Source organism: Pseudenhygromyxa sp. WMMC2535 (assembly GCF_011083025.2).
This window is the reverse complement of sequence record NZ_JABJWV010000001.1, coordinates 2,406,553-2,419,050: the sequence shown is the minus strand read 5'-3', so window position 1 is coordinate 2,419,050 and position 12,498 is coordinate 2,406,553. Positions and strand designations below refer to the sequence as shown.

Sequence of the window (12,498 nt, the reverse complement as noted above, 5' to 3'; positions counted from 1 at the left end):
CGCGCTGGGTTCCACCACGGGCTCCTAGGTGGGGGGCGCGGTCGGGACGGTGACGCGCACCTCGCCCCTGCGCGGGACGGTGAGCACGCCGCGGGCGAGCACGCGCTCACCGTCGCGGACCTCGACGTCGTGCTTGCCGGGCTTGAGCGCGAGGGCGTCGACGGGGGCGAGGGCGATCCACACGCCGTCGACGAACACGCTGGCTCGACCCTCGCCGGACAGGCTCAGGCTCACGCTCACGTCCTTGCGCTTGCGGTTGCGCTTGCGGCTGCGCTGCTTGTCGTCGAGCTGCTCCCCCGAGCGCCACTCACCGCCGTCGACGCACAGCCCGTCGAGGTCGCAGACCTCCGCGGCCTCGGCGGGGCTGCTCGCCGAGAGCAGCGCGACGAAGAGGGCGGCCGCGCAGGCCCAAGCGAGCGGCGGGGAGAACGGAGAGAGGAGAGAGAGCGAGGCGGGGGTCGCAGTGTCAACGCGCATGCTCAAAACCTCCCGACCACGCCCAGGCCTGCGCCGCCCCCGAGCCACAGCGGGGTGAGCGTGGCCTCGACCGCGGGGTCCTCTTCGCTCGCGGGCCCGAGGCCGGCGCGCTCGCGCTTTTTGACGCCGAGCACGAGCAGCGCGACGCCAGCGGCGAGGCCGACGCCTCCCAGGCCGAGGCCGACCCCGGCCATGATGTTGCCCCTGCGCCCGCGCAGCTCCGCCGCGTGGTGCTCGTCGGCGTAGACCAGGGGATCTTCGACGTCGCGCTGGGCCGCGGCGCCGATGGCCAGACCGGACACGCCCAGGCCGAGGCCGGCGATGCCCACGACCAGCGCCGCGCTCCCGCCTGCGATCAGGCCGGTGCCGGGCTTGGCGGACTTGGAGGGCGGGGGCTCGGGGGGCAGGAGGGCCGCGGCCTGCTCGGCCTCGATCTCGGCGATCAGGTCCGCGGCCGCGGGGGCGATGGCCTCCGCGCGGGCGATCACCGTGTCGAGGTGCTCGTCGGCGATCGGCCGCCACTGCTTGGAGGTGGCCGAGTCGCGCAGGAAGTAGAGCATGTCGAGGGCCGGGGCCACGCCCTCGACGGCGGCCTCGGCCGCGGGGATCGAGCGCTCGGCCTCGGCCTGGTCCAGCCACAGCTCGGCGGCCTCGATGAAGAGCAGCGGGTCCTTGAGCGCGACGCCCTCGTCCCAGAGCAGCTGCGCGGCCTCGGCCAGGGCGCCGGTGTCGACGAGCAGCTGGCTGGTTTGCTCGGGGTCGACGCGTGCCTCGTTGGCGGACTCGGGGGTGATGGGGGACTGGGCCCGGGCGGCCCCCGGGAGCGCCATGCTCAAGGCCACTGCCGTAGCGACTGCTGCGGCGGCGGCCGACGCCGAGCCCCGCGCTGCGCGAGTGCGCGTCACGCCGCGAGGTTAGCCGGCGCGCGGCGAGGGTCTCAAGCGCTTTTTGGTCTGCTACTCTCGCGCCGATGTCCGCCCCCGGCAAGCTCGGTCAGTCTGGCCGCGCCAGCGAGCTCGAGGGCGCGGGCTGGTCTCGCCGCGCCGCGCTCGGCCTCGCGCTCGGGGTGCTTTTCGGTCTCGGTGCATGCTTCTCCGGCGCCGATCTCGACGACAAGGAGCCGCCGCCGGGCTACGCCGGTGGCAGCTGCGTCGAGGGCCAGGGCTGCCGCGTCCCCGCGCTTTGCTATGAGGGCCCCGAGGTCTGCTACGACCCCACGGACCCCTGCGAGGGCTTTTACTGCGGCGGCCACGGGACCTGCACCATCGACATGGACAACGGCAACCGGCCGCTGTGCGTGTGCGAGCTCGGCTACAGCAACGAGACCTACGCCTTCTACTGCACCCCAGGATGAGCGACTCCCCGCGACCCGACACCCCCGCCGTCGTGCTGCTCAGCGGCGGCCTCGACTCGACCACCGTGCTGGCGATCGCCGCCCGCGAGGCAGGCCAGCGCGTGCACGCCCTGAGCTTCGCCTACGGCCAGCGCCACGCCCTCGAGCTCGCCTGCGCGCGCCGCCAGGCCGAGCGCTTCGGCGCCGTGGCCCACGAGGTCATCGACATCGCCCACCTCGGCGCGCTCACGGCCCCGGCCAGCTCGCTGCTGGCCGCCAGCGCGCTGAACGTCCCCGCCGCCGCCGAGCGCGAGCAGGACCCCGACGCCGACCCGATCCCCAGCACCTACGTGCCGGCGCGCAACACCTTGTTCTTGAGCTACGCCCTGGCCTGGGCCGAGGTCGTGGGCGCGCGGGACATCTGGATCGGGGTCAACGCCGTCGACTACTCGGGCTACCCCGACTGCCGGCCCGAGTTCGTGAGCGCCTTCGAAGCGGTCGCCAACCTCGGGACCAAGCTCGGCGTCACTGGTGAGGGCGGGGCCGCGTCCGCGACGTCGCGGATCCGCGTTCGCGCGCCGCTGATCCAGCTTTACAAGCGGCAGATCGTCTCGCGGGGAATCGCCTTGGGGGTCGACTACGCCGACACCCTCAGCTGCTACGACCCGCGCACGGGCACGGACCCGAGCAGCGGGGAGCTCAGGCCGCTGGCCTGTGGTCGCTGCGAGAGCTGCGCGCTGCGCCGCCAGGGCTTCCTGGACGCCGGGTTCACGGATCCCACGGTCTACGCGGGCTGAGACTCACAGACTCTGAGTCCATGCGCTGGCTGACCGCGTCGGCAGTCCCGGGCGGCGTCCCCATCGAGCGCCTGAAAACGCGCTACCCTGCGCGCTCGTGACCCGCTTCGATGCTCTGTTGGCCGCACCCCTCTCCTTGCTGCTGCTCGCTTGCCCCAAGGCCGACTCCGCGTCGGCGGTGGCTCCCCAGCCCGACCCCGGCGGCCCCACGACCCCGGTCGAGGCCGAGGGCGGCGGGGGCGACGAGGACGCGGCCGAGGTCGCGGCGCTGCGCACCAAGGTCGAGCAGTTCGTGCCGGTGGTCCTCGAGGCCGACGTGGCGAGCCTGCCCGAGTCCGAGCAAAAAGCCCTCGCCGAGCTGATCGCGGCGGCCAAGCTCCTCGACCCGATCTTCTCGCGCCAGGTCTGGGCCGAGAACCCCAGCCGCGAGGCCGAGCTGATCGCGGCTGCCGAGGCCGAGGGCGCGAGCGAGGCCGACGCCCTGCGCCTCGCCTACTTCCAGATCATGCGCGGGCCGTGGGATCGCCAGGAGCACTTCTCGCCCTTCGCCGTGCAGATCCCCCACCCGCCCGGCGCCGGCTTCTACCCGCCGGGGCTGAGCGCCGACGAGTTCCAGGCCTACGTCGAGCAAAACCCGGCCATGCGCGCCGAGCTCGAGGGGCTGTTCACCGTGGTCCAGCGCGACCCCAAGGACCCCGCTCGGCTCGTGCCCGTGGCCTATGGCCAGGCCTATCGCCAGTGGCTCGAGCCGGCCGCGGCCAAGCTCGAGGCGGCGGCGGCGGCGACTCAAAACGAGTCCCTGGCCACCTTCTTGCGCTCGCGCGCGGCCGCGTTCGGCAGCGACGACTACTACCAGTCCGACAAGGACTGGATGGACCTCGACAGCCGCGTCGAGATCACCATCGGGCCGTACGAGACCTACGAAGATCAGCTGCTCGGGCTCAAGGCTGCCTTCGAGGCCTTCGTCACGGTCTCGGACCCCGAGGCCAGCAAGAAGCTCGCGGTCTACAAGGACTGGCTGCCCAAGATGGAGCAGCACCTGCCGGTGCCCAAGAAGGTCAAGACCAAGCGCGGCTCCGAGAGCCCGATCCGCGTGGTCGACCTGGTCTATAGCTCCGGCGACGCCCGCAAGTCGGTGCAGACCATCGCCTTCAACCTGCCCAACGACGAGCGCGTGCGCGCCGAGAAGGGCGCCAAGAAGGTCATGCTGCGCAACTCGATCAACGCCAAGTTCGACGCGATCATGACCCCGATCGCCGCGCGGATCATGAACGAGGACCAGCTCGGGCTGCTCTCCCAGGAGGCCTTCTTCAACGAGGTGCTCTTCCACGAGCTCAGCCACAGCCTCGGGCCGGCCACGGTCGAGCAGGGCAAGCGCGAGGTCGAGGTCCGCGTCGTCCTCGGGGCCAGCTACTCGCCCCTCGAGGAGGGCAAGGCCGACGTCATGGGCGCGTGGAACATCCTCTACATGATCGACGAGGGCCTGTTCCCCGCGGAGTTCCGCGAGCCGCTGCTCTTCACCTACTTCGCGGGGCTGTTTCGCAGCGTGCGCTTCGGCGTGGCCGAGGCTCACGGCAAGGGCGCGGCCTTCCAGATCAACCGCTACCTCGAGGCCGGCGCGGCCAGCTTCGACGCCGAGAGCGGGCGCTTCACCGTCGACCCGGCCAAGCTCGAGGCCGCCATCGAGGCCCTGGTCCACGACGTCGTCATGTTCCAGCACGAGGGCGACAAGGCGGCCGTCGACGCCTTCTTGGCCAAGTACGCCGTGCTCTCGCCGGCGATGGCGCAGGCCCTGGGCGCGATCGAGGACATCCCCGTCGACATCCGCCCGATCTATCCCGTGGCCGGCGAGGGCTGACGCGGGCGCTCACTCGGTGCCGGTGAGGTGGCGGTCGATCTGCTCCGCCGCTCAGTCGGTGCCGGTGAGGTGGCGGTAGATCTGATCCGCCGCCACGCCTTCGTTGCGGGCGGCCTCGACCCGGCGCAGCTCCTCGGCGACCAGCATGCGGAAGTCCAGCAGCGGCTGGACGCCGACCACCGGGCGGCCGTTGATGAAGTAGGCCGGCGTGCCGGTGATCCCCAGGCGGATCCCCAGGTCCATGTCGGCCTCGATGGCGGCGTCGTGCTCGGTCCCGACCATGGCCTCCTCGAGGGCGGCCCGGGGGATGCCGAGCTCGTCGCCGATCGCCAGGAGATCGTCGGCGGTGTAGCGCGCCCCGAAGGCGTAGACGGCGTCGTGGAATTCCCAGAACTTGCCGGCGTCGCGGGCCGCGAAGCTGGCCCGGGAGGCGAGCGCGCCCAGGGGGTGGCCGGGCAGGGGGAAGTGCCTGAACACGAAGCGGATGTCGTCGCCGTGCTCCTGGCGCAGGGCCTCCATGCGCTCGTGGCCGCGGGCGCAAAAGGGGCACTGGAAGTCCGAGAAGGCGACGATGGTGATCGGCGCGTCGTCGCGGCCGCGGGTCGGGGCGTCGCCGATCGGCACGGGGTAGACCGAGTCCTCGTCGAGGGAGGGGCGGGCGTCCTCGTAGACGATCGCCGTGTAGCCCCACTGCGTCGTGAACTCGTAGAGCTCGGCCGCGCTCACGCCCTTCTCGGCCAGGCCCTTGGCCAAGGACAGCTCCTGCTCGATGACGTGTTCGAACACCCGCCGCGGCCGTGCGCCGTCGAGGCGGCGGCCGTTGACGAAGAACACCGGGGTCGAGCGCAGCTCGAGGCGCTTGGCCGTGCGCAGGTCTCGGCGGACCTCGGCGGCGTAGTCGAGCTCGTCGAGCTCCTTGGCCAGGCGCTGACGGTCGAGGCCGACCTCGTCGATGTAGCGCTCCAAGGTGGGCTCGTCGATGCCGCCGCCGCTGAACACCCTGTCGTGCCACGGCCAGAACTTGCCCTGGGCGTGGGCCGAGTAGCCGATCAGCGCGGCGAGCATCGCCGTGGGGTGGCGGTTGAGGGGGAAGGCCTTGTAGACCAGGCGGATCTCGTCGGGGTAGTCGGCCTGGAGCGCGGTGATGGTGGCGAGGGCCTCCTCGCAGTAGGGGCACTCGAAGTCCGAGAACATCACGATGGTCACCGGCGCGTCGGCGGGCCCGCGGCTGGGCGAGCCGCCGATGTCCACGCGAAAGCGCAGGTAGGGCACGCCGGCGGCGATCTGCTCGGGGTCGGGCTCGAGCTCGCCGTCGCCGACCACGGCGATCGAGCGGTCGGACTCGGCGTCGGCGCCCGTGCCCTCGGCCGGCGCGGCGGCTGGCTCGGGCGCTTGGCTGTGGTCCTCGTCCGCGCCGCGCTTGCAGGCTGGAGCCAGCAGCAAGGTGGTGAGCGCGAGGGTCAGCGAGGCGCGGAGGGTTGGCATGCGCGGGGAGGGTAGCAGGCTCTCGCGGGGGAGAAACGCGGGCGAGCGCGTGGAGCGGGCGCCGACGGCGGGCGGGCGCTACCATCGAGGGCGCTACCATCGAGGGCGCTACCATCGAGGGCCCGGGGCGAGGCGCCGGGAACCTTTCGCCGGCGCCGGGCGTCGGGCAAGAGCCGAGGAGCAGCCGTGAAGTCCGTCTGCGTCGAGAACATTACTCACTCCTACGACGACCTCCGCCCCGCCGTGTCCAAGCTCGGCTTCGCGATCGAGGCTGGGCAGGTGCTCGCGCTGATCGGGCCCAACGGCGCGGGCAAGTCCACGACCTTGCGGATCCTCGCGACCTTGCAGCGCCCCGATCGCGGCCGGGTGACCTGGGACGGGCGCGACGCCTGGGCCGAGCGCCTGGCGCTGCGCCAGCGGATCGGTTTTCTGGGCGACGGTACCGGGCTCTACCCGACCATGAGCGCCGCTGGCTACCTGCGCTTCTTCGCCGAGTGCTACGGCCTCGACGACGCCCAGGCCCGGGCGCGGGTCGACGAGCTGCTCGCGATCTTCAAGCTGTCGAGCAAGGCCGACGACCAGATCTCGGACCTCTCCAAGGGCATGCGCCAGCGCCTGGCGATCGCGCGCACCTTGGTCCACCGCCCCGAGCTCCTGCTCCTCGACGAGCCGGCCGACGGCCTCGACCCCCTCGGCCGCAGGCAGCTGCGCGAGATCCTCCGGGCCGTCGCCGACGAGGGCGTGGGCATCGTCGTCAGCAGCCACATCCTGCGCGAGCTCGACGGCTTTTGCGACACCGTCGCGCTGATCCAAAAAGGTGAGCTACAGGTCTTTGGCGCCGTCGACGAGGTCATCGAGCGCTACGAGGTCGCCCGTCGGGTCCACGAGGTCTCGATCACCGCCGGGCTGCAAAAGGCGCTGGCCATCCTCCGCGCCCACGAGGGGCTGATCGAGGAGATCCTCCCGCTGCACCGCGAGGAGGCCCTCGACCCCGCGACCGCCGACCGCGGCAAGGTCCGGGTGCGGATCCACGGCGAGGAGTCGCGCGCGGCCAAGCTGCTCAAGGAGCTCGTGCTCGCCGACGTCGAGGTCATCGCGCTGACGCGGATCCGCAGCGACCTCGAGGACGTCTACCAGAGCATCGGCCGCGACGAGGTCGCCTGATCGAGCTCGGGCTCGGGCTCGGGCTCGGGGTCAGGCCCGACGCCGGCGCCGTCGCTGGAGCCCGGCGATGCCGAAGAGCGCCAGCAAGGTCAGCGTGGCCTCGGGGCGCGCGCCGATGGTCGCGCAGTTCCAGGGCGAGGGTCCCTGGATCCGGTCGTCGTTCCACGCGTCGATGATCGCGTCGTTGGCCGGGCCGTTGTCGACCTCGACCTGCTCGAGGCCGGTGGCGGGCACACGGACGATCCGCCGCGCCGGGTCGAGCTCGAGCGCGGGCATGGAGAGGTCCTCGGGCAGCGCGAGCACGCGCTCGACCCCCTCGTTCGTGGGCGGCAGCGAGAGGGTCGTCGGGCCGCCGTCGCAGTCGGTGATCTGCACGGCGGTGAAGTTGTTGTCGAGCTCGCCCAGGCCCGTGACCGGGTGAAAGAGCGGGTCTTCGATCATCTCGTGGGGAGACAGGCGCGTGCTCAGGCGGGTGAGGTAGGAGGAGGACTCGAGCATCTCGAGGGCGTGGAACGCCGGGTCGGAGATCCGGGCCTCGAAGTCGGCGGCGAAGCCCGGCTGCTGCGTCCACGCGCTGGTGTCGATCAGGGCCTCGAAGCACGCGGGGCAGTCCCAGAATTCCTCGTCGTCGAGGCTCTCGGGCGTGGGCAGGTAGGTGCGCACGAGGCCCTCGACCAGGGGGTGGCCAAAGCTGCAGGTGTAGCCCGAGGAGTCCTCGGCGCAGCCGAAGAGCGACTGAGACGCGAGCACGTCCATGAGCTCGGCGGGCTCGATCTCGGCGTAGGCCGCAGGGATCCAGGCCGCCGAGTAGATCCCGATCTCGCTGACGACATCGTCGGGGCCGGCGTACTCGGTCACGAAGGCCCGGCCGCCGGCGGCGTCGATGGCCAGGGACATGAGCTCGTCGTAGCTGGCGGCGGTGTCGCCCAGCCAGTCGAGCTGCGCCCACTCGAGCTCGACCTGCGGCCAGTTGCTCGACGCGACCCGGGTCTGACCCAAGAACAGCCCGCGGATCGCCATGTCCTCGACGGCGGCGATGCGCGTGAGCCGGATCGGGATGCACGGCTCGGTGCCCGGGTAGCGGACCACGAGGGGGTGGATCTCGTCGATGTCGGCGCCGTTGCGCAGCTTGATCGCCAAGAACACGAAGTCCTCGTCGAGGTACTCCGCGAGGATCGGCGGGGCCTCCTCGTCCTGGAGGTAGCCGTTGTCGTCGAGCCAGGTCACGACCTCGTCGATGTCGTCGCCGGTCAAGGTCACGTACTCGAAGGCCCCGGCGAAGCCGCGGTCGAGGATCTCCGGGCCGCTGGTGTCGGTGTCGATGCCCCACTCGCCGGTGTCGCCGACCTCGTCGGCGGCGAAGCTCGCGTCGTTGAGGGCGAAGCCGCCGCACAGCCCCGAGTCGCCGAAGCAGTCCCCGGTGCTCGAGCTCTGGAGCGTGAAGGTGGGGACCGTGGCCGCGAGCAGGTTGTCGATCAGGGTCTGGGAGCCGACGAGGATCTCGGGCACGCCGGTGACCGGGACGACCCAGGCGAACTGCTCGGCGTCGCCCTCGTACTGGATCTGGATGTGGGCCTCGGTGTACGGCTCGCTGCCGCTCTCGTCGATCCAAAACGCGATCGTCTCGCCGGTCTGATCCACGGTCATCACCGTGGGCCCGGCGTCGCAGAAGAAGCCGCCGCAGGCCTGGGCCTCGCTCGCGGCGGCCAGGGTCGTCAGGCCAGCGAGGGAGGCGGCGAAGGCAGCGGCGATGCGGCGCGGGGCAGACCGAGACATGGCTCGAGTCTCGCAGACTTCGCCGGGCGGGCGAAAGCGTGGCGACGTGCGTTCAGGGCCGCTGGCTGGAGTGCCAGGGCAGGTGGGGTCGCCCATCGCGGCCGGGGTGGAGGTGGCGGCGGGCCGCGTCGAGCCAGGCGATGGCGGCGGCGACGGCCTCGGTCATCGCCTGGCCGCGGGCGAGGCCGCAGGCGATCGCCGTCGCGAGGGCGCAGCCGGTCCCTCGCGGATCCGGGCCGGCGCAGCGCGGGCGCTCGAAGAGGCGCTGGCTGGGCCCGGCCGAGGGATTGGGGAGCAGCAGGCGGTCGCAGACGCGGCCCACAGCGAGGGGTGCCGCGAGGGGGGCTCGCTTCGGGGCTTCGCCCTTGGCGAGCACCGCGACGCCGAGGCCAGCGGCCAGGGCCTCGCTCGCGTGCGCGTGGACTTGGCCGTCGGCACGCAGCGCCTGCGCGAGGGCCCCGAGCTCGTCGCGGTTGGGGGTGATCAGATCCACGTGGCGGGCGAGGGCGAGCAGGCTAGACGCGGCGCCGAGGGAGCCGCCCGCGGTGGCCCGGAGCACGGGGTCGAGGACGATCGATGGCGGCCGCTCGCGGCGGCGCAGCTCGAGCACCAGGGCCTCGACGAGCGCGACGGCGTCCGGGGGGAGCATGCCGATCTTCAGGGCGCGCAGGCGCGGCGCCGCGGCCAGGCGGGCGAGGGCGCGGGCGAGGCCGCGGGGATCGACGGGCCCGACCTGCACGGGGACGTCGCCGCCTTGGCGGGTCGAGGCGGTGACCACGGCGAGCTGCCGCAGCTGCGGCGCCACGGCCTGGACAGTCCAGCCGTCGCGGAGCAGGCCGGCGCCGCCGGTGGGGTCGAGGCCCCCGATCAGCCCGATCGAGTCGTCCTGCTCGGCCGGGCCCGGGCTCACGGGCGCAGGACCTCGACGGCCTCGATGCGGTCCCCCGGGAGCAGGAGATCGACGACCTCCATGCCCTCGACGACCTGACCGATCACGGTGTAGCGCGCGTCGAGGTGAGGCTGGGGCGTCTGCGTGATGAAGAACTGCGAGCCGCCGCTGTCCTTGCCGGCCAGGGCCATGCCCACGGTGCCCCGCTCGTAGCGCAGATTGGAGCGCTCGCAGGGCACGAGGTAGCCGGGGCCGCCGTAGCCGTCGCCGCGCGGGTCGCCGCCTTGGACGACGAAGCCTGGAACGACGCGGTGAAAGCTCAGGCCGTCGTAGAAGCCGGCCGTGGCCAGGGCGGCGAGGTTTGCCTGGTTGTAGGGCGCGCTGATGCCCGTGAACTCGAGGGTGAAGCTGCCGGCGGTGGTCTGGATCCGCAGGCCGCGGGCGGGCTCGTCGAGCTGCTGTTGGAGGTCCGCGGCCAGGCGCTCGCCAAAGGGGGCGCGCGGGCGGGGGCCGTCGCCGGGGTCGCCGACGAGGGCCTGAGCGCCGACCCGGGCGGCGCGCTCGTCGAAGGCCCGGAGCAGCTGCTCGTGGCCCAAGATCGCCCCGCGGGCGGTCTGGCGCACGGCCACGGCGGGGTCCTGGGCCAGGGGGAGGATCGTCCGGGCGAGCCAGGGGCTGTCCCCGGCGGCGCCGGTGGAGGGGTGATTGCCGTCGGGGTCGAGGGCCGCGAGGGTGCTGCGGGCGAGGGCGCCCAGGGCCTCGATGGCGGCGAGCCGCGCCTCGAAGGCCGCCGCCTCGGTGCGCGTGCGGACGATGTCCTCGAGCAGGGGGACGACCTCGAGGTCGCGCTTGGCCGCGTCGACGGAGCGCACGGCGATCGCCGTGGTCGCGGCGGCGAGGATCCCCGGGTCTTCGCGGATCAGCGCCGCGCGCAGCACCGGGAGCACGGCGGGGTCGTCGAGCTCGGCCAGGGCCGCGAGCGCCGGGGTGGCCCGGGCCGGCGAGGGATCTCGGGCCATGGTCAGCAAGCTGGCCACGCGAGCGCGGCGGACGGGATCTCCCGGGCCGGCCCCGTCGACCCCCGCGCCGCCGATCAGCGCCGAGTCCTCGTCGATGGCCGCCGTGCCCAGGTTGTCGCGGGTCTGTCCCTCGGCCCCCGTGGGCCGGGTGGCCCGCAGCAGGGCCTCGACCTCGAGGTTGGCCAGCCAGATCTCGGGCAGCGCGTCGATGGCGGGGGCGTCGCGCAGCTCGTCGCAGCCGCGCACGCTCTCGGGCTCGCCCACGCGGATCGCCTGGAGCAGACGCAGCTCGCACATGGCCATGGCGCTGACCCGGCGCAGGCGGGGATCGTCGCTGCGCCGACCCTCGAGCAGACGCTCGCCCACGCCGACGAGCTCGGCGTCCGCCGCCCGGGGGTCCGCTGCCACGCCGCCGCGCATGGCCTGGAGCGCGCTCGAGAGCACGTGCTGCCGCGGCCCGGCGAAGGCCGTGGCGGGCAGGGTCCGCAGGCGCGCGCGCAGCTGGGCGCGCCCGGCCCGGGTCGCGCCCATGGCCCGCACGGCCTCGACCTCGGTGGTCCAGGACAGGGGGGAGTCGAGGGCGAGGACCGCCGCCGGCACCGGATCCGGGAGCTCGCCGAGGCCGGCCATGGCCCGCCAGGCCAGGCCGGCGAGCTCGTCCTCGCTGGGGCTCGCGGGGATCGCTTCGACCAGAGGTTGGAGCGCCCGCAGCAGGGCCTCGCGCTCCTCGGCGAGGACCTCGCCCGAGGTGCGAGCGCAGCGACCCAGGGCGTAGAGGGTGGCCTGCTCGGCCTCGTCGCGCGCACCGCGGGCGAGCCCGGCGAGGAGCGGCGCGGCCTGACCTTCGCCCAGGGCCAGGCCGCGGGCGCAGAGCAGGCCGAGGCCGCGCATCTCGGCCGACCAGCGCGCGAGCAGGGCGGGATCCGGGGAGCCCTGACCAGGCTGACCAACCGGATCAGGCAGGTCGGCCAGAGCCACGCCCAGGCGCTCGATCGAGCGTGTCCCGCCGATCCGGGCGATGGCCAGGAGCAGAGCGCGCTGCTGGGCCGAGGCCTGCGGATCCGTGACCGCGTAGCGGGTCCACAGCGCGTCCTCGACGGCCGCCCAGGCGCTGTCGGGGAGCGGCTCGGCGGGGCTGCCGGGCTCGAAGGCGGGGACATCGAGGAGCGCCAAGGCTGCCAGGCCGCCCGTCTGCGGGCCGCCGCCGTCGAGCTGCGCCTGGAGCTGATCCCGGGCCACCGGGCCGCCGATCCGCGCCAGCGACCACAGCGCTCGGACGCGCGCGGGGCCCTCGCCCTCGCTGAGCACGGCCTGGAGCCGAGGGGCCAGGGGCGAGCGCTCGAGCTCGGCGGCGAGCAGGCCGGCGAGGACCTGTGGGTCGATGGACGCCTCGTCGGGCACCCGCGGACCCCAGCTGGGGCGGCCGGGACCCTCGTCGATCTGCGCCGGGCTCACGTCGCGCGCCTCGCTCGGCGAGCGAGAGCCCCTCGGGTCACTGGCCTCCCCGCAACCCGTCAGGCCCAGGCCCAGGCCCACGAAAATCCCGAGGATCCTCACGGATTTCGCGCGATCTGACGCGCACCCGCGGCGGGCCACGTCACCCCTCGAGCCCTCTTCGGGCCGGCTTCGCCAGGACACCGGTGCAAAATACCAGCTGTTCGATAGCCCCGCGAACAGGCGTCCTGGCCGGCCGCTCGCGC

10 protein-coding genes are annotated in these 12,498 nt (G+C 73.3%); 4 read left to right on the top strand and 6 right to left on the bottom strand.

Translation table 11 applies throughout. The features are described 5' to 3' along the window. Positions 1-24: 24 nt before the first annotated feature. Positions 25-477 (bottom strand): hypothetical protein, encoded by a 453-nt coding sequence (locus G6O69_RS09155; protein WP_172303135.1) that lies wholly within the window; start codon positions 475-477, stop codon positions 25-27. 2 nt (positions 478-479) lie between these two features. Further along, the gene (locus G6O69_RS09150) at positions 480-1,382 is read right to left on the bottom strand and encodes a hypothetical protein (RefSeq protein ID WP_217909798.1); all 903 of its coding nucleotides are present in this window, start codon (positions 1,380-1,382) and stop codon (positions 480-482) included. A gap of 65 nt (positions 1,383-1,447) precedes the next feature. Here G6O69_RS09150 and G6O69_RS09145 point away from each other — a divergent pair, with 65 nt between their 5' ends. From G6O69_RS09145 to G6O69_RS09135, 3 genes are all read left to right on the top strand, one after another. Beyond that, positions 1,448-1,831 (top strand): hypothetical protein, encoded by a 384-nt coding sequence (locus G6O69_RS09145; RefSeq protein WP_172303133.1) that lies wholly within the window; start codon positions 1,448-1,450, stop codon positions 1,829-1,831. Beyond that, positions 1,828-2,607, top strand: coding sequence for a 7-cyano-7-deazaguanine synthase QueC (gene queC / locus G6O69_RS09140; RefSeq protein WP_172303132.1), 780 nt, complete (start codon positions 1,828-1,830; stop codon positions 2,605-2,607). Before G6O69_RS09145 ends, queC begins: the two co-directional genes overlap by 4 nt. Positions 2,608-2,725: 118 nt before the next feature. Then, the gene (locus G6O69_RS09135; protein ID WP_255215746.1) at positions 2,726-4,465 is read left to right on the top strand and encodes a hypothetical protein; all 1,740 of its coding nucleotides are present in this window, start codon (positions 2,726-2,728) and stop codon (positions 4,463-4,465) included. Between the two features lie 51 nt (positions 4,466-4,516). Here G6O69_RS09135 and G6O69_RS09130 read toward each other — a convergent pair whose 3' ends face one another. Then, positions 4,517-5,950, bottom strand: coding sequence for a thioredoxin domain-containing protein (locus tag G6O69_RS09130; RefSeq protein WP_172303131.1), 1,434 nt, complete (start codon positions 5,948-5,950; stop codon positions 4,517-4,519). 186 nt (positions 5,951-6,136) lie between these two features. Here G6O69_RS09130 and G6O69_RS09125 point away from each other — a divergent pair, with 186 nt between their 5' ends. After that, entirely contained in the window at positions 6,137-7,114 is a 978-nt protein-coding gene (locus G6O69_RS09125) for an ABC transporter ATP-binding protein (RefSeq protein WP_172303130.1), read from the top strand. A 30-nt stretch (positions 7,115-7,144) separates the two neighbouring features. Here the strand turns inward: G6O69_RS09125 and G6O69_RS09120 are convergent, their stop codons facing one another. Genes G6O69_RS09120 through G6O69_RS42030 form a run of 3 tightly spaced genes read right to left on the bottom strand, consistent with a single transcriptional unit; the run spans position 7,145 to position 12,253 of the window. Next, positions 7,145-8,890 (bottom strand): DUF2330 domain-containing protein, encoded by a 1,746-nt coding sequence (locus G6O69_RS09120; RefSeq protein WP_172303129.1) that lies wholly within the window; start codon positions 8,888-8,890, stop codon positions 7,145-7,147. A gap of 52 nt (positions 8,891-8,942) precedes the next feature. Next, a complete protein-coding gene (locus G6O69_RS09115; RefSeq protein ID WP_172303128.1) occupies positions 8,943-9,800 on the bottom strand; it encodes a bifunctional hydroxymethylpyrimidine kinase/phosphomethylpyrimidine kinase in 858 nt (285 codons plus the stop codon). Continuing rightward, positions 9,797-12,253: a peptidylprolyl isomerase gene (locus tag G6O69_RS42030; protein ID WP_346017022.1), complete on the bottom strand. Its 2,457-nt coding sequence runs from the start codon at positions 12,251-12,253 to the stop codon at positions 9,797-9,799. The genes G6O69_RS09115 and G6O69_RS42030 overlap by 4 nt, the downstream gene beginning before the upstream one ends. Positions 12,254-12,498 lie beyond the last annotated feature (245 nt).

What these genes read in the sequence shown, in the direction of transcription:
- G6O69_RS09155 (WP_172303135.1), bottom strand. Translation starts at nt 477, where the DNA reads ATGCGCGTTGACACTGCGACCCCCGCCTCGCTCTCTCTCCTCTCTCCG.
- G6O69_RS09145 (WP_172303133.1), top strand. Translation starts at nt 1,448, where the DNA reads ATGTCCGCCCCCGGCAAGCTCGGTCAGTCTGGCCGCGCCAGCGAGCTC.
- queC (WP_172303132.1), top strand. Translation starts at nt 1,828, where the DNA reads ATGAGCGACTCCCCGCGACCCGACACCCCCGCCGTCGTGCTGCTCAGC.
- G6O69_RS09130 (WP_172303131.1), bottom strand. Translation starts at nt 5,950, where the DNA reads ATGCCAACCCTCCGCGCCTCGCTGACCCTCGCGCTCACCACCTTGCTG.
- G6O69_RS09120 (WP_172303129.1), bottom strand. Translation starts at nt 8,890, where the DNA reads ATGTCTCGGTCTGCCCCGCGCCGCATCGCCGCTGCCTTCGCCGCCTCC.